Source organism: Arthrobacter woluwensis (genome assembly GCF_900105345.1).
In the GTDB taxonomy this organism is placed as follows: Bacteria; Actinomycetota; Actinomycetes; order Actinomycetales; family Micrococcaceae; genus Arthrobacter_E; species Arthrobacter_E woluwensis.
In genome coordinates this window covers 331,373-347,705 of sequence record NZ_FNSN01000003.1, presented here as the reverse complement: position 1 = coordinate 347,705, position 16,333 = coordinate 331,373, and the positions used below count along the sequence as shown (strand labels likewise).

Genomic DNA, 16,333 nt, shown 5'->3' with positions numbered 1-16,333 from the left:
GACGGCGGGTGGGAGCCAAAGCGCCCGGCGGCGCCCGCCGTCGCACGTCCCGGTCGGAGTCAGTCGCCGCCCGGCACCCGCGGAACCGGACGTGACTTGCCCTCCGCGGTACGCCGGTTGACTCTCGGTGCCCGAACGAAGGGCCCGTTCTTGTTGGGGCCCGCCCCCGGATCAACCATGAAGTGACGTGGATAACACCGAAGGCCGTGCGCGGGAGCACCTCGCGGACCGGCTGAGGACCGGGAGGAACACTGTGACCACAACGACCGAGACCGACTCCGACGACTGGCGGACCTACGACGAATTCGCCGCCGGCATCGACACCTACCGGCTGCCCTCCGCGAACCTGACCGGCACGGTCCTGGACGTCACCCTCGACGACGGCACGAACCTGCTGCTGTCCTTCGGGGAGCACCAGGTCAGCTGGCGGGCGGAGGGCCGGATCCAGGAGAGCGGCGCCACCGACCCCTATGACGCGGTCGCCGTGCGGGATGACGTCTTCTTCGTCAATCTGCCGCTCGAAAGCCGGGAGCGGGAGTCACTCACCCTCGTCTACTCGGCCACCACCCGCCGGGCCGCCGCGGTGCGCTCGCGGATCGCGGCCGAGGCGGTCGACGGCACGCCGCAGGTGCAGCAGGACTTCTGGGCCGGCGTCGTCGGCGGCGGGGAGGCGACGGGCGCGGCGCCCGGCCCGAGCCGCGACCTGATCGGCAAACGCAACATCTACCGCTACAGCCCGGAACACCTCTACGAACACGTCTACATCTCCAGTCGGCGCTACGCCTGGCAGTGCCTTCAGGGCGTGCAGCGCGGTCACGGGGACATGGACCTCTCCACGGTCTGGAAGTTCGACGACGGCCTGTACCTCTTCTGCTTCCGCGAGTTCCGGATCGCGGTGGCGAGCGTCTGGCTGCACGACCTCGGCTACCAGCTCCGGACCACGGGGATCTTCCTCGGGCTCAACGGGGCGGGGGAGTCCGAGCACTCACGGGCCGGGGGCCACATCTATCCACTGGGGTCGGTGTCGTATCCCGATGAACAGCCGGTCTGACTCGTCGACGCGGCCCGGAGCCGCCCCCATCCGACCGTCCGGCCCAGGTCCGGACACCACCACCCCGGGCGAGAGCCCACGGACCGCCGCGATGGCGCGGCGGACAAGCAGGAGGAACACCATGAAGAAAACAGCACTGGGCTCGCTTGCCGCCCTCGCCGCCGCGGCGCTCGTCCTCTCGGGGTGTTCCGGCGCGGACGGGGGAGGCGGTGGCGGCTCGATCGTCGTCGGCTCCGTCAACACCAAGTCCGGTGCGGCGACCTTCCCCGAATCCTCGCTGGCGGCGAAGGCCGTCTTCGACGCCTTCAATGACGCGGGCGGCCTGAACGGGAAGAAGATCGATTACAAGGCGCTCGATGACAAGGGCGACCCGGCCGGCGCCACCGCCGCGGCCCGTGAGCTCGTCGGGTCCGACGAGGCGGTCGCCATGGTCGGCTCCGCCAGCCTGCTCGAGTGCGATCTCAACGCCAAGTACTACGAGCAGCAGGGGATCGTCTCCGTGCCCGGCATCGGTGTGGACACGGGCTGCTTCAACAACAAGAGCATCTCCCCGGCCAATGTCGGCCCATACAACGACATGACGCTCACCCTGACCTACGGGTCCGAGGTCAAGAAGCTGAACGACATCTGCATCCTGCTCGAGATCGCGGGATCCACGCGGCCCAGCTACCAGGCCGCCATCGACAAATGGACCGCGGCCACCGGGAAGAAGCCCAAGTACGTCGACGACACCGTGCCGTACGGCGCCGCGGACTACACGCCGTACATCGTCAAGGCACGCCAGCAGGGCTGCAAGGCGCTCGCGGTCAACGGCGTGGAGCCGGACGCGATCGCGCAGGTCAAGGCCGCGAACGCCCAGGGCTGGAACGACGTCACCTGGCTGTTCCTGACCAGCACGTACAGCGAGAACTTCGCCAAGGCCGTGGACAACGCCGGAGCCGGGATCTACGTCCCCGCCGAGTTCTACCCCTTCACGGAGCAGAGCGACATCACCAAGGAATGGCGGGATCTCATGACGAAGAACAACATCCCGCTCACCTCCTTCAGCCAGGGCGGCTTCCTCGCGGCGAAGCACTTCATCGAGGCGATCAAGACCATCAAGGGGGACGTCACGCGTGAGTCGGTGGCGAAGGCCCTCCGCGACGCCGCCCCGATGTCCAACCCGATGATCGGTGACCCGTACAAGTTCGGGCAGGTCCCCGCGGCCGGCTGGCCCATCGTGCTCAAGTCCGGCACGCATCGCTGGGAAAAGGCGGCCACCGACTGGCTGCGCCTTCCGAAGAGCTGAGGTCCCCGCATGCTTGAAGGCGCACTCTCCGGCCTCGCCGCCGGAGGACTCTACGCGGTGCTCGGGGTCTGCCTGACGCTCATGTCCCGGCTGGTCCGGGTGGTGAACTTCGCCCAGACGGCCACCGGGATGTTCGGCGGATTCTGCGCGGTGTGGCTCGTCACCCGTGGTGGACTGCCGGTGTGGCTGGGGTCGGTGATCGGGGTGCTGATCGGCGGGGCGCTGGCCGCGGCGATCGGCTGGATCGCCGCCACCTGGCTGTCGGAGGCGAGCACGACCAACCGGTCCGCCATGACGGTCGGTCCGCTCCTGCTCCTGGTCTCCCTGTCGTTCATCCTCTTCGGCAACAAGCCCCAGCCCTTCGCGCCGCTCGTGCCCGGGCCGGCGCTCGTGGTCGGCGGGGTCGCGATCAGCTGGGTGGCCGTGGTCATGGTCGTCATGGCGGTCGCCGTCGCGGGCGCGGTGCACTGGCTCCTCACGCACACGAGCGTGGGGACGCGGTTGCGGGCGCTCAGCGAGCGGCCGACGACGGCGGAACTCCTGGGCATCCGCTCCCGGCCCCTGTCGATCGCGGTCTGGTTCGTCACCGGCGTCGTGAGCTCCTTCGCGATCATCCTGGTGGCGCCCTCCCAGGCGAACGACGCGACCAGCCTCGCGATGCTGATCGTGCCGGCCGCCGCGGCCGCCCTCCTGGGCGGTTTCCGCCGGCTCAGCCTCGCGGTGGTGGGTGGCCTGGTGCTGGGGATGCTCTCCGGCCTGGTCGCCCAGATCGACGGGGTGGCCTTCATCCGCAACTTCCTGCCGTTCCTGCTCATCGTGATTCTGCTGCTGTGGACGCAGCGAAAGGAGGTGTGGGATGCGGCGCGCTGAAACGTTCTCCTCCCGGCCCTGGTTCCGCCTGGGCTGGCCCGTGCTGGTCGCCGCGGTGGCGATCGGCCTCGGCTCGGTGCTCAGCACCTCCCTGTCCGGGTACTTCGTGTTCCTGGGGGTCTCCGCGATCACCGCGGCGATCGCGATCCTCGGCCTGGGCGTGGTCACCGGCTCGGCCGGCATGATCGCGCTGTGCCAGATGACCTTCGCCGCGATCGGGGCATGGGTGGTCGCGGGCCTGAACCTGATCAACGCTCCCGGCGGCTTCACCGTCTGGCTCCTGGCCGGTGGGCTCGCCGCGGGTGTCGCCGGCGTCCTGGTCGGGCTCCCGGCGCTGCGTCTGCGCGGGGTGAACCTCGCGGTCGTGACCCTGGGCTTCGCCGCCGCAGCGGACGTCACCCTGGTGCAGCTGCAGTTCCCGGGATCCGCGGACGGCGTGGCCGTCGCGCGGCCCGAACTCTTCGCCACCGACCGGAAGTACTTCTTCTTCAGCGTGATCGTGCTGACCCTCTGCGCCCTCGGGGTCTTCTTCCTGCAGCGCAGCCGGATCGGTTCGAGCTGGAAGTCGGTGGCGTTCTCCGAGCGAGGGACGGCGTCCGCGGGCCAGAGCGTCCGCACGGCGAAGCTGACGGCGTTCGCGGTGAGCGCGGCCCTCGGCGGGATTTCGGGCGGGCTCCTGGCCGGTCAGGTGCAGCTGCCCTTCGCCTCGAGCTTCACGCCCTTGCTGTCCCTGGCCCTGTACATCCTGGCGGTCATGTCCGGAGCGCACCTCATCGACATGGCGATCTTCGGCGGGATCATGTGGGTGGCGGTCCCGGAGCTGCTCAAGCGGTGGGGCGTTCCGCAGGACTGGGGTTTCGTGATCTTCGGCCTGCTCGGCATCCAGGCGCTGACCAGCGGTTCCACCCTCGGTGACGCCATCCGCGGCGCCCTGCGGCGCCGTCGTCGGTCGGCTCCGGAGCATGCCGTGCCGCAGCCGGCCGCAGCTCGTGAAGAGGAGGCGTCCCCCGCGCTCCCCGACGACGCCGGGGAGGACTCCCGCGAACCCGTCCTCGTGGTGGAGGGCCTGAGCGTGCGGTTCGGGGAGCTCAAGGCGCTGGACGGGGTGTCCTTCAGCTTGCCGGAGAAGGGCATCATGGGGCTGATCGGGCCGAACGGTGCGGGCAAGTCGACCTTCGTGGACGCCCTCAGCGGGTTCCTGCCCCGGCATGGCGGCACGGTGCTTCTGGACGGCGCCGATCTGGCGGGCCTGACGCCCACCGAACGGGCGCGGCGCGGGCTGCGGCGCAGCTACCAGCAGGACCGGGTGCCGCCCGAGCTCACCGTCGAGGCGTATCTGCGGTTCGTGGCCCGGGCGCGGCTCAGCCGGGAGGAGATCGACGGGACGCTTGCGTTCTTCGGCTGCCCGCCGGCCACCGAGCGGCTCTCCGGCGTCGACGTCGGCACGCGCCGGATCGTCGAAGTCGCGGCCGCGGTGCTCGCCCGGCCGCGGGTCCTGATCCTGGACGAACCCGCCGCAGGCCTCTCCCACGAGGAGCACCTGGCCCTCGCGGAACGCCTCAAGGCCATCCCGGAACGGTTCGGCGTGGCCCTCATCATCATCGAGCACGACCTGGACCTGGTCCGTTCCGTCTGCCCCTGGCTCACGGTGCTGGACTTCGGCAAGGTCATCGCCTCCGGCCGGCAGGCCGAGGTCATGGCGGATCCCGCCGTGCTCGCCGCTTATCTCGGCACGACGGAGATGATCGCATGACCACTCTCACCCTCGACGGCGTCGCGGTCAGCCGCGGCGCCGGCCCCGTGATCTCCGGGGTCAGCTTCACCGTGAAAGCCGGCGAGGTGCTCGCCCTGGTGGGCCCGAACGGCGCCGGCAAGACGAGCCTGATCGAATCGATCTCCGGGGTCGTCGCGAACTCCGCCGGATCGATCAGCCTCGGAGGCCGGCGGATCGACAAGCTCTCCCGGGTGCAACGGGCGCGCCAGGGGATCGTGCACGTCGAGCAGGGCCGGGCGGTGTTCCCCTCGCTCACCGTGCGGGAGAACCTCTCGCTGACGGCCCGCACCCCGCAGGCCCTGGCGGAGGCGCTCGAGAACTTCCCGGAGCTGGAGAAGCGGATCGACTCCCCGAGCGGTCTCCTCTCCGGTGGCGAGCAGCAGATGGTGGTGCTCGCGCGGGCCTTCGCCGCGAAGCCGTCCTTCCTGCTCATCGACGAGATGTCCCTCGGCCTCGCACCCGTGGTGTTCACCCGGCTCTTCCCGATCGTGGCGAAGATCGCCGCTACCGGGGTCGGGGTGGTGCTCGTGGAGCAGTTCACCGAGCTGGCCCTGGGGCTCGCGGAACAGGCCGTCGTCGTCGCGGGCGGGGCCGTCAGCTACAGCGGGCCCGCCGCCCGACTCCAGGACGACCCGGAGGTGCTGCACCGTGCGTACCTCGGCTGACCCCTTCGATGCCCTCTCAGGAGGCTTCTCATGACCGCAGATCTCGTCCTGCTCGGGACCATCAGGACCGCGGACCGCTCCCGGCCGCTCGCCGGGGCGCTCGCCGTCCGAGACGGGCGGATCGCCGCCGTCGGCACGCCCGAGGAGGTGCTGGCCGCCGCCGGACCCGACGCGGAGGTGCGGGAGCTGGGGAGCTCGGTGCTCTACCCCGGCTTCGTCGATGTGCACAACCATCACGCGCTCGCGGGGCGGGCGGAGCTGTTCGAGCTGGTCCTGGAGCCTTCGCTGGGCCTCGAGGAGATCCTCGACCGCGTCCGCGAGAAGGCGGACGGACTGCCGGAGGACGCATGGATCGTCGGCGGCGTGATCGCCTCGACGCTGCTCACCTCGCTCGCGACCACCGCCACCCGGCGCCGCCTCGACGAGGCCGCCGGCGGCCGTCCCGTGATGCTCGCCGAGGACTCCCGGCACAACCGCTGGGCCAGCAGCCGCGCGCTCGAACTCGCCGGGATCACTCCGGAGACGATCCCCGCAGAGGGCGAGACACTGCTCGACCCGGTGGACGGCACCCCCAGCGGCGTGCTGCTGGAAGCGGCCGGGATCCCGGTGCAGGAGGCGTACGACGGCGCCGGGGGACTGAGCGCGGAACAGCACCGGGCGGCCTCCCGCCGCGGTGTCGAGCTGCTGAACTCCTACGGCGTCACCGCGTTCCAGGACGCCGGCGCCTCCCTGCAGATCCTCGAGGCCCTCGCGGACCTGGACCGTGCGGGGGAGCTCAACGCGTGGGCGGTGAGTTCGCTCCTGATCAACGACCCGATCTTCGGTTTCGACCCCGTCGGGGTGGAGCTCATCGAGCGCGGCGAGGAGTTCCGCACCGGGCACCACCGCCCGGACTTCGTGAAGATCTTCCTCGACGGCGTCCCTCCGGCCCGTACGGCCGCGTTCCTGGAGCCCTACGTGCCGGATGCCGCCCATGGCGCGCACTTCCACGGTTCCACCACCATGACCGCGGAGGAGCTGCACGGCTGGCTGCGCGACGTCGCGGGCCGGGGCCTCGGCGCGAAGATCCACTGCACGGGGGACGGCTCCGCCCGGCTCGTGCTGGACGCCGCCGAGCGGCTCCGCGCGGAAGACGTCGAACTGCCCCTGCAGATCGCGCACGGGCAGTTCCTCGCCGCTTCCGACATGCCGCGCCTCGCGGCCCTGGGCGTCTCGGCGGACATCTCGCCGTTCCTGTGGTTCCCGGGGGTCATCCCGATGGCGCTGTCGGAGGTGCTCGGGGAACGCGCCGAGCACTCCCAGCCCAATCGGACGCTGCTGGACACGGGTGCGCTCGTGGCGGGCGGCTCGGACTGGCCGGTCAGCGAGTCCCCGAACCCGCTGGAGGGCATTCAGGGCCTTGTGACCCGCGCCGATCCGCTCGGACGCGCCCCCGGGGTGCTGTGGCCGGAGCAGGCGATCGGACCGGAGGAAGCCCTGGAGGTGTTCACGGTCAACGCGGCCCGCGCCATGGGCCTCGGGGACGAGACGGGGTCGCTCGAAGTGGGGAAGTCCGCGGACTTCGTCATCCTCGACGCGGATTTCGTGGTGGGTGACCCGGAACGGATCATCGACACCCAGGTCCAGGAGACCTGGTTCGCCGGGCGCCGCGTGTACTGAGTAGCCGCGGCGCGCCGGCCGGGCCGGACGAGGGAAGGGCCGGGGATCTCGGATCCCCGGCCCTTCCTGTCGTGCGGTGGCCTCAGCCTTGCAGCTGCGCCGCCCGGAGGTCCTCCAGCAGCAGGGCCGCGCCGCGCTCGCCGATCATGACGGCCGGCGCATTGGTGTTCCCGGTGGTGATGGTCGGCATGACCGAGGCGTCGATGACCCGCAGCCCGCCCACGCCGCGCACCCGGAGCCGGGCGTCCACCACGGCCTCGGCGTCCGATCCCATCCGGCACGTCCCCACCTGGTGGTGGTACGTGATGGCGGTGCGGCGCACATAGTCCTCCACCTCCTCATCGGCCACCTCGGGGCCCGGATACAGCTCGACGGCGCCCCACTCCCCGGCGAGGGCCGCCTGACGCCCGACCCTGCGCATCTGCCGGACCGAGGCGGCCAGGGACCGCACGTCCTCCGGGTCCTGCAAGGCGCCGAGGTCGATTTCCAGCGGGTCGTCGAGGTCCGGCCCCGTGATCCGCAGGGCGCCCCGGCTGCGGGGGCGGACGATGCCTGCCATGAGCGAGAACCCGTGTTCGGCCGTCGCGGGGAGTTCGTCCGAGAACATCGGCACGGAGAAGTGGATCGGCTGCGTGTCCGGCTCGGGCAGGTCCGGCAGGCTCCGCCAGAAGGCATGGGTCTGGGTGACCGAGACGCCCGGCTGCGGCGGTTCGACGCCCCGGGCCGTCGTCGTGAAGATGACCGGCGAGAGCAGGTGGTCGTGGAGGTTGCGGCCGACCTGCGGTGAATCCACCGCGACGTCGATGCCCAGCTCCCCGAGCTCCTCCGCCGGGCCGATGCCGGACCGGAGCAGGATCGCCGGGGACTCGAGGGCCCCGGCCGCGAGGACGACCGTGTCGGCGCGCAGCTCGTGCTCGCCGTCGGCGTCCCGGTATCTCACGCCCACCGCACGCCCGTCCTCGAGGACGACCGAGTGGACGTGGGCTCCTGTGCGGATGTCGACGGCGTCGCGCACCGGCTTGAGGTACGCCATCCAGGTGTTGACCCGGCGGCCGTCCCGCGCGGTGATCTGCTCCTGCGAGGCGCCGTCCAGGGCGCCCGCGTTGTAATCGGGGTTCCGCGGCACGCCCTCCTGGCCGTAGGCGGTGAGGATGCTCTCCTGGATGGGCGTGAGCGGGTAGTCGTCGGTGACGGGGAGGAGGTCGTTCTCGATCGCCTCGTAGACCGGGCGGACCGTGTCCCAGCCCCAGCCGGTGCAGCCCGCGGCCTCCCAGCCGTCGTAGTCGCTCGGTGCGCAGCGCACCCAGATCATGGCGTTCAGGGCGTGCGAACCGCCGAGCACCTTGCCCCGCGGGAGGTGCAGCCGGCGACCGGCCGCATGCTCCTGCGGCACCGTGTGCCGGGCCCAGTCCTCCGGGCCGTGCCAGAGCTCCCCGGCGCGGGAGGGGTCGTGGATCGCCGGGTTGAGGTCCTCCCCGCCGGCCTCCAACAGGGTGGTGACGACGCCGGCGTCGTGCAATCTGCGGGCGACGACGGCGCCTGCCGAGCCGCCGCCCACGACGATCGCGCTGCTCATCTCAGCCCCTCCCGCGAGGGGCCGGGGCCCGGTGGGCACGGGTGGGTGGGGACTGGGACATCATCGGCCTCCTTGCGTCGCTTCCATGCCGCCACGCGGCGTGCTCCCATTCTGTTCCGGGGACGAGGCGGAGGCTTTGACGGTCCGTGCACAGCACCGTGCGGGGCGCGAACGATCCGTGAGGACGTGGGGAGCGGGAAGCGGGCGGCTCAGACCTCGGGGTGCACGGTCCGGTAGCGTTCGATCTGCTTGAGCCGTCGGCCCAGCGAATCGCGGCGCGGATGCGGTGTGACGTCCGGGGCCTCGCCCGTGAGCTCGACGTGTTCCTGGCCGTACTTCCAGAGCAGAAGGTCGTCCAGAAGGCGGTCGGGGCCGGGGGAATAGCGGTGGTCGAGGGCATCGCGGACCTGGCGGATCCGTTCGGCGCTCAGGAGCTCCGCCATTTCGATGGTGCGTGTCAGCCCGTGGGCGGCCAGGAGTTCGGCGGCCCATCCCCAGTCGTCGTCGACCTTGCGGTCCACATGGGGGAGGAGAGTCTGCCAGACGCGTCGGACCTGGTCCGGGGTGAGCGGGATGGACCCGGTGCCCTCCTCGTCCCAGTAGCCGCGGACCTCCTCGTAGCTCTCCTGCAGATCCGCGAAGGCGCTCTCGACGGTCTCCAGCATGGCCGCCGTCGCGGTGAACTGGCGGTCGAACTGGGGGGTCCAGGCGCGAGGGTCGTCGGTCTTGAAGCGGATGTCGTGTTCGATCTCGCTCCAGGCGTGTGCGAACACGGTGCGGATCTGGCACTCGAAGAAGTAGCTGCCGTTCGGCGGGATGTCGGGGTTGAAGATCTTCTGGTACTCCCGGACCACCTCGTTCTGGATGGTGCGCAGGATGAGGTGCCGGCTGGAGTAGCCGTAGGTGCCGGACTCGATCGAGCCGATGTCCTTCTCACGGTCGCCGCGGCAGTCGAAGAGCTGACGCTGCTTCTTGATGACGTTGGCGACCGTCGCGTTGTCCGCGGGCAGCTTGGTGATCACGCGGATGCCGACCATGTCATTGAGGGTGCGGAAGGGATCCGGGAACTTGAGGACCGGCCGGCCGCCCGGTTCCAGAGGCGCCTCCAGGCGGGAGATCTTCTCCTGGAACGATTCGACCGTCTTCGTGCGGCCCGTGACGAAGAGCGGGGTGACCTCGGAGGCCTTCAGGATGCCGCGCAGGGTCAGCAGGACGTTCTGCGTGACGAGCTTCAGGGCGGGGCGCACCTTCCGGTACAGCTCCACGTGCTCGGCGACCAGCGCGCGCTGGTCATCGTCCAGACGATCCCAATTGCTTGCCATGCCGCCAGCGTACTAGGCGCGGTGCCCGGCCCACGTCACGCAGCGGCCCGGAACGGCCCGGCACTTCCAGCGCATAGCACGTGTTAGTTACGATGAGGCCCATGCTCACAGTCATTGGCGAAGCCCTCGTGGACGTGGTCCACAGCAAGTCCGGAACCTCGGCGCATGTGGGCGGCAGCCCCCTCAATGTGGCCGTCGGCCTCGCGCGCCTGGATCACCCGGTCCAGTTCATCGGACGCTACGGCCAGGACGAGTTCGGCGACGCCATCGCCGTGCACCTGCGGGACTCCTCCGTCATGGTGCCGCTGCCGCCCGACGCGCTGCCGTCCAGCGTCGCCAAGGCCACCCTCGACGACGACGGCGCGGCCACCTACGAGTTCGACCTCGTCTGGGAGCTCCCCGGTCTCGCGGACCGGCTTCCGGTGATCCTGCAGGGCAGCACCCTCCTTCACACGGGCTCCATCGCCACCGTCCTCGCGCCCGGCGCCGAGGACGTGCTGGCCGCCGTCGAGTTCGCCCATCCGAACGTGACCATCAGCTTCGATCCCAACTGCCGACCGAGCCTGACCACCGACGTGGACGCCGTCCGCGAGGAGGTGGAACGGTTCGTGCGGCTCGCTGACGTCGTCAAGGCGTCGGATGAGGACCTCGAGTGGCTCTACCCCGGCGTGGACGTCAAGGAGTCGGCCCGCCGCTGGCTGGCCCTGGGTGGCGAGAACGGCCCGGCTTTCGTCGTGGTGACGCGCGGCGCCGACGGCCCGTGGGGCGTCGCGGCTTCCGGCGAGACCGAGGTCCCGGCGCCGCGGGTCACCGTCGCCGACACGGTGGGCGCCGGTGACTCCTTCATGGCGGCCCTGCTGTCCGGCGTGGTGGACGCCGGGTACGACGGCGTGCTGAACCGTGAGCGTCTGCGCCGCGTGAGCGTCGAGGAACTGCGCTCGTTCCTGGCCTACGCGGCCCGTGCCGCGGCCATCACGGTGTCCCGCGCGGGCGCCAACCCGCCGGGCCGGGAGGAACTCGCCGGGCACTGAACCGGCGGGCGTGAAGGGCCGGACCTGCGCGTCCAGTCCCCCGGGAGTGATCAGGACTCCCTCCCCGGCGCTTTGCTGCCCTCGACGCGCTCATTTTGCGGCGAGGACCTTCTGTGCATGGTGATCGTGGCAGAGCGTCTGGCCGTTCTGTGCCGCGAGCTTGGATTCGCCGTCTGCGATCTCGATGATGTGGTTGGCTTCAAGGTTTTCGGTTGTGCCGCAGACCCGGCATTGGGGTTCGCGCCGTCGCTTTTCGTGGCGGAAGCGTGTGCGTTCGGTGCTGGTGGGCTGCTGGGTTTGGCCCAGGCTTTGTGCTGGCGTTGTGGGAGCGGCCTTGGCTCCGCAGTGGCGGCGAGTGGGGTATGGGTAAGGCCGGGGGAGGATGCACCGCGCCAGGTGGTTCCCTGTTTTTGGGACAGGGACGCTTGCAAACAACCCTAGTTATCTACACGTTGTCTGGGTCAAGGGGGTGGTGTCTCAGGGCGACTCTGACGCAGAGTGACACAGGCTCTTACGTAAGCGTTGCGAACGCGTGTGTATGTGTGCGCGCAGGGCCGATAGGACGTCGACCGCTCATGCTGCTGATAGATAGGGGCGTGTCACTTGTGTTAGCGACAGGTCACTTTCCGCGTGGTTCCGGCCCCTCGGCGGGGTGCAACTCTGGGTGGGTTGTCTTAGTGCCAGGGCGCTCGTAGAGGTTCTGACACGCGTGACACATGGTTAGGGGTTGCGTCGAGGTGGCTGGCGTGGGTTCGGGCTCACACATGGGGGCGAGTTGTGCCACCCGGCAGGAGGGCTCCCGTGAGGGTGCTGGCGATGTCGGTGAGGGTGGCGAGGACGAGAGTCGCGGGGCGGGACCATATCACGAATGCCGGGGGACGGTATCGCGAATTCTGGAACTGATTTTGTCAAGCCTGAATCAATGGACATCCTCGGTTTGTGAAGTTACGTTGAATTCGTCAATACATCTTGTGGGGAAGAAGGAATGATGATCTCAAGCGTTAAGAGGTTCGCAGTGACGGGGGCGCTGGCGGTGCTGGCCCTGACGGGTGTGGGCGCGGCCGCGAATGCGGAGCCTGCCCCGCATGCGGTCGCGTCGACCACCGGCTTCGGGATCACGGAGGCGAACTTCGAGGCCCATCTGAAGGGTGCGGACCTGGCGAAGTGGAAGGCGTTGACCGGGGCGCAGAAGAAGGAGATCGTCCGCACCGCCAACGACTCGCGGTTGTTGCCGAACCTTACGCCGGACCAGGCAAAGAAGATCTCTCCGTCGCTGAAGGTCACCGAGACCCGTGGCACCCAGCAGGCCCCGGCTGCCACAGGCGGTCTGGCAGCCCGCGCTACGGCCGCGGCCACCTACAACGTGACGTCGCACTACCAGGTCAACATGACCCAGTTTGGCGTCAGCATGGGCTGGGTCCGCATCGACTACGACTACGTGACCGGTTCCGGCCGTGTCCTGGCAGACCGCTCCTGCAGGGCCTCCTACAACCAGTTCGTGATCGGCCGGAACATCAACGTCCAGACGAGCAACTGGGTTGCCAACGGCGAGGGTAACTGCATCGCATACTGGAGCATCAGCCGGGCGTGGGGCCTCGCTGGCACCGACAACTATCAGCAGGGCATGGTCGTCAACGGACCCGGCATTGTCCGCACTTGGGGGCCGTGATCGCATGCTGTATCTGTCCGGCCTCGAGGCCACGTTCATGGCAGTCTGGATCCTCGGAATTCTCGTAGCAGCGGCGTTGATTCTTCTCAAATCACCCGATCTGAGAACACGAATTCTGTTGCTGGTGTTTTCCATCGCGGTGCCGGTGTTTGGGTCAGTTGCCGTGATCATTTATGGGGTATTCAAGCTGTTCCGAAAACGGCCTGCTAACCAACGGACCTGAACCTTTCCTGCAAGACGACAGAGCCCCCGCCCATCTGGGTGGGGGCTCTTCTGTGTGTCGCGGTCAGGCGTGGTTGATGTTGGCGAGCCATTCCCATTGGTGGAAGGACCAGATGGGGTTTTTGTGGTGCCTAACGCTGCATTGGGATTCCGGTGATTCGCAGCGGATGACGGATTGGCGGTGGTGCCCCCGTCCGATAAGGCGGCGTTAGAGCCTGTCGTGGTGGTACCAGGGGCAGTCGGCGGTGAAGTGTTGACCGTCTGTGATTTCGGAGAGGTGTGCGGCGCACCTGTGCGGTCTCGGCGTGGATCCTGGCTTGGGCCGCTTCGGTGGCATCGCGGTGGACTCGCTGATCGGGGCTAGGTTGGCCTGCCGCCAGGGGCAGGGTGTGCCGCAGAGGTTTGGGCCGTCGGCGAGGACGGTGGTGCGGACGAGGCACAGCGTTGATCGTCCTGGCTGGGGTGGCGTCAGGACGAAGAGGCCGCAGGCTAGGCCAGATCCCGCTGGCAGGTGCGGTTGCGCCGGCGCGGGCGGACGGTGCATCCACGACTATTCCTCCCGGGCTGACATCTGCGTCTCATTTCTGGCAGACTGGCGTTCCACTCACATGAAAAAGGGGAGAACCGATGTCGATTTCAATGCGCCTCGAGTTTGAGATTGATGACCTGGGGAGCGGGGGGTCGAAGGTCCGCGACCTGCGGGAATGGCTGAAAGTGGCAGAACAAAACGGCGCCGACGACGATGACGATCTGTTTGTGCTTCGCGACGAGCGTGGAGACATGACGGGCTTCTATATGTATGTCCTTCCGGAAGGCGACTAGCTATTTCGCCCACTTCTTCTGGGAGTTCGCGAGGCAGGTTACCGCTGCGCTCATGCTTCCTCTCCGGGGTGTGCACGGTGATGTGGGCTTTGTAGAAGGCGACTGCGTTGTCGTTCGCGAGGGCTTCGTTGGCTTTCGACTTCGCAGGACCAGCCGCAGTTCTCGCAGGTGGCGATGCATTTTGTTGGCTGGCGGCGTGAGCGCGGTCTGAGGATGATCAGGAACGCGATTGCGAGCATTGCGGCTGCGATGAGATGGTTTCGGTGCCAATGGCAGTGGGTCCTTTCAGCTCGGTTTAACGTGCTGTCCGTGGTGGAATGCTGGGGTGAATAAACTCTGGGGGGCCGTGAGATCGTGGGGTTGGCGCAAGTGGGCCTGGGGTGCACTCGTTGCAGCGGCCATCGGTTGGATGGCTTGGTGCCAGGCGACCGGCAATCGGTTCGACCAAGCGGTGTCGGAGCCGTTTCTCGGGTTCAGCCGGCACCAGTGGGGAATCCTCTTCTCCGGCGGCTTGGGCGCCGGCCTCGCTGTCGTCGGTGTAGTCGCGACGTTGCTTGCGCAGCGCCGGCAATTTGACAGGGCCCAGGCCCGGCAACAGCAGCATTTCGAGCATGCCCAGGCGGTACAGCTCGACCTCTTCGAGAAGGCGCAGGCCGAGCAACGTAAACAGGCGGTTGCCGATCGAGAGGAACAGAGGCGAATCTTTGAGGAAGAGCAAGCCGCCTCTACGGCTCGCGATCTCGAAATGCGCTCAGTGACCGTAATGACCCAGCTCCGAACAACTCTGGCGGTAATTACGACTGGGGTCGATCGAGAGACCAAAGCCTGGCGGGTCGGGAGCGACGAACAGTTCCAGGAACTCATGCAAGCGGTCAGCCTTCTTGCTGCCTTGGAAGGTCCGGAGAAGCTGCTTTCTGGCTTGGTCGCAGATTTCGCAAACGTCACTCGGGCGCTACGCAGTCGGCAAATCATCAGCGCGCTCAGCAACTCCGACTTCGCGAGGATCACAACTGCCCTCGCGGTCTTTCTGGCGAACCTGAATATCTGGAACGGTGGCGGCGCCGAGCACCGCGACAGATTGAACAAAGAGTTGACCGAGGAACTACTCGAAATGACACGCATTGTGCGGGCGGCCGGTTGGAAGTGGCCCAACAAAACGTTCGTCGAGAGACTCACAAATGGCTCTGCGGACGCCGATGCCTCGTCCACCGAGGAGTAAGTCCGCGTCGGTACCCTCCCTGTCGCCGTCGTGCTCGTCCGCCTGATCCTGGTTGGCAAAATCGCCTACGTGGCCGTACAGGCGCTGGTGATCGGTCCGGGGCGCGTTGCGTCCGATAGTGATGCCGTGGCGTTAGACCTGTGAGGGAAGGCGCGGCCTCTGACGGGCGTTCCCCCTCGGCGCGGCACTGAGCCTCGTAGGCAGCACGGAGGGCCGCAACCGATGCGCTCATGTGGGCCGTGTCGGGCCCGGTGCTGCATTCGTCGGTGAGGAACCGGCCGACTGCATCCGTGCTCGAGGTGTAGGCGGCGGTCGCGGCCTCCACCTGCTGTGGTTAACGGAGGCCCTCGGTAGCTTGGCTGCGGCGCCGACGGCGATCCAGGCGAGCACCGCGGGACCGTTGTCGGTCGCGAAAATGCCTTGGAGGTCGTCGATGCGCTTCTCTTCAGGCACAGTGTGCTCGAATGGATGAGACGGAGCCGTTGCCAGAAGCTGCACCGCTGCAGTCCACCGCGGGCTTGTGGTTGCCCATGAGCCAAAGGCCGTGGGTGGGCGTGAAGGGCCGGGCCTCCGGGTCTCCGACGGGCAGGCCTGTCGTAGGCTGGTGACCACACACTGACAAAGGAGCCGGACCATGTCCTTCGATCCCTATGCAGCCCTTCCCGCCGTCGCGGCGTTCCACGTGACCAGCACCGATGTTGAGAACGGGGCGGTGTTCTCGCAGCCCCAGGTGAGCGGGGTGTTCGGCGCCGGCGGCGAAGACGTCTCGCCGCAGCTGAGCTGGGAAGGCGCTCCCGCAGGGACCCGCAGCTACGCCGTCACCGTGTTCGACCCCGACGCCCCGACGGCCAGCGGATTCTGGCACTGGGCCGTGCTGAACATCCCGGCGGATGTCACGAGCCTGCCCTCCGGCGCCGGGTCGCCGGACGGCGCGCTGCTGCCCGAGGGTGCGATTCAGCTACGGAACGACGCCGGATTCGCCGGCTACGTCGGCGCGGCCCCGCCCCAGGGACACGGCCCGCACCGCTACTTCGTGGTGGTCCACGCGGTCGACGTTCCCGTGCTGGATGTCCCGCTGGACGCCTCCCCGGGCCTGCTCGGCTTCAATCTTTTCAGCCACTCGATCGGCCGGGCCACCCTCGTGGCCAGCTACGAACGCCCGTGA

The 16,333-nt window shown here is 68.5% G+C and carries 14 protein-coding genes; 12 read left to right on the top strand and 2 right to left on the bottom strand.

All coding sequences use genetic code 11. The features are described from left to right. Nucleotides 1–253: 253 nt before the first annotated feature. The 6 genes from BLV63_RS02200 to BLV63_RS02175 all read left to right on the top strand — a co-directional run bounded on the left by BLV63_RS02200 (nucleotide 254) and on the right by BLV63_RS02175 (nucleotide 7,307). Nucleotides 254–1,051 (top strand): MoaF C-terminal domain-containing protein, encoded by a 798-nt coding sequence (locus BLV63_RS02200; protein ID WP_066213482.1) that lies wholly within the window; start codon nucleotides 254–256, stop codon nucleotides 1,049–1,051. 121 nt (nucleotides 1,052–1,172) lie between these two features. Beyond that, complete coding sequence (locus BLV63_RS02195; RefSeq protein ID WP_066213479.1) at nucleotides 1,173–2,339, top strand: ABC transporter substrate-binding protein; 1,167 nt, start codon at nucleotides 1,173–1,175, stop codon at nucleotides 2,337–2,339. A gap of 9 nt (nucleotides 2,340–2,348) precedes the next feature. Next, nucleotides 2,349–3,209: a branched-chain amino acid ABC transporter permease gene (locus BLV63_RS02190; RefSeq protein WP_066213476.1), complete on the top strand. Its 861-nt coding sequence runs from the start codon at nucleotides 2,349–2,351 to the stop codon at nucleotides 3,207–3,209. Further along, on the top strand, nucleotides 3,196–4,962 hold the full coding sequence (locus BLV63_RS02185) for a branched-chain amino acid ABC transporter ATP-binding protein/permease (protein ID WP_066213473.1): 1,767 nt from the start codon (nucleotides 3,196–3,198) through the stop codon (nucleotides 4,960–4,962). Before BLV63_RS02190 ends, BLV63_RS02185 begins: the two co-directional genes overlap by 14 nt. Beyond that, the gene (locus BLV63_RS02180; RefSeq protein ID WP_066213470.1) at nucleotides 4,959–5,648 is read left to right on the top strand and encodes an ABC transporter ATP-binding protein; all 690 of its coding nucleotides are present in this window, start codon (nucleotides 4,959–4,961) and stop codon (nucleotides 5,646–5,648) included. The genes BLV63_RS02185 and BLV63_RS02180 overlap by 4 nt, the downstream gene beginning before the upstream one ends. A 30-nt stretch (nucleotides 5,649–5,678) precedes the next feature. Continuing rightward, the gene (locus BLV63_RS02175; RefSeq protein ID WP_066213467.1) at nucleotides 5,679–7,307 is read left to right on the top strand and encodes an amidohydrolase; all 1,629 of its coding nucleotides are present in this window, start codon (nucleotides 5,679–5,681) and stop codon (nucleotides 7,305–7,307) included. 82 nt (nucleotides 7,308–7,389) lie between these two features. Here BLV63_RS02175 and BLV63_RS02170 read toward each other — a convergent pair whose 3' ends face one another. Together BLV63_RS02170 and BLV63_RS02165 are read right to left on the bottom strand one after the other, a co-directional pair. After that, entirely contained in the window at nucleotides 7,390–8,883 is a 1,494-nt protein-coding gene (locus tag BLV63_RS02170) for a GMC family oxidoreductase (protein WP_066213466.1), read from the bottom strand. Between the two features lie 209 nt (nucleotides 8,884–9,092). Further along, nucleotides 9,093–10,205 (bottom strand): GTP pyrophosphokinase, encoded by a 1,113-nt coding sequence (locus tag BLV63_RS02165; protein WP_066213463.1) that lies wholly within the window; start codon nucleotides 10,203–10,205, stop codon nucleotides 9,093–9,095. A 101-nt stretch (nucleotides 10,206–10,306) separates the two neighbouring features. Between BLV63_RS02165 and BLV63_RS02160 the strand changes: the two genes are divergently transcribed. The 6 genes from BLV63_RS02160 to BLV63_RS02135 all read left to right on the top strand — a co-directional run bounded on the left by BLV63_RS02160 (nucleotide 10,307) and on the right by BLV63_RS02135 (nucleotide 16,333). Next, nucleotides 10,307–11,236 (top strand): carbohydrate kinase family protein, encoded by a 930-nt coding sequence (locus tag BLV63_RS02160; protein WP_066213461.1) that lies wholly within the window; start codon nucleotides 10,307–10,309, stop codon nucleotides 11,234–11,236. A 988-nt stretch (nucleotides 11,237–12,224) separates the two neighbouring features. Then, nucleotides 12,225–12,905 carry a hypothetical protein gene (locus BLV63_RS02155; protein WP_139244626.1) on the top strand — a complete coding sequence of 227 codons (681 nt, stop codon included), beginning with the start codon at nucleotides 12,225–12,227 and terminating at the stop codon, nucleotides 12,903–12,905. A gap of 37 nt (nucleotides 12,906–12,942) precedes the next feature. Then, nucleotides 12,943–13,128: a hypothetical protein gene (locus tag BLV63_RS02150; RefSeq protein WP_139244625.1), complete on the top strand. Its 186-nt coding sequence runs from the start codon at nucleotides 12,943–12,945 to the stop codon at nucleotides 13,126–13,128. A gap of 626 nt (nucleotides 13,129–13,754) precedes the next feature. Continuing rightward, the gene (locus BLV63_RS02145) at nucleotides 13,755–13,949 is read left to right on the top strand and encodes a hypothetical protein (RefSeq protein ID WP_066213453.1); all 195 of its coding nucleotides are present in this window, start codon (nucleotides 13,755–13,757) and stop codon (nucleotides 13,947–13,949) included. Between the two features lie 325 nt (nucleotides 13,950–14,274). Then, a complete protein-coding gene (locus BLV63_RS02140; protein WP_066213450.1) occupies nucleotides 14,275–15,168 on the top strand; it encodes a hypothetical protein in 894 nt (297 codons plus the stop codon). A gap of 634 nt (nucleotides 15,169–15,802) precedes the next feature. Next, on the top strand, nucleotides 15,803–16,333 hold the full coding sequence (locus BLV63_RS02135; RefSeq protein ID WP_066213448.1) for a YbhB/YbcL family Raf kinase inhibitor-like protein: 531 nt from the start codon (nucleotides 15,803–15,805) through the stop codon (nucleotides 16,331–16,333).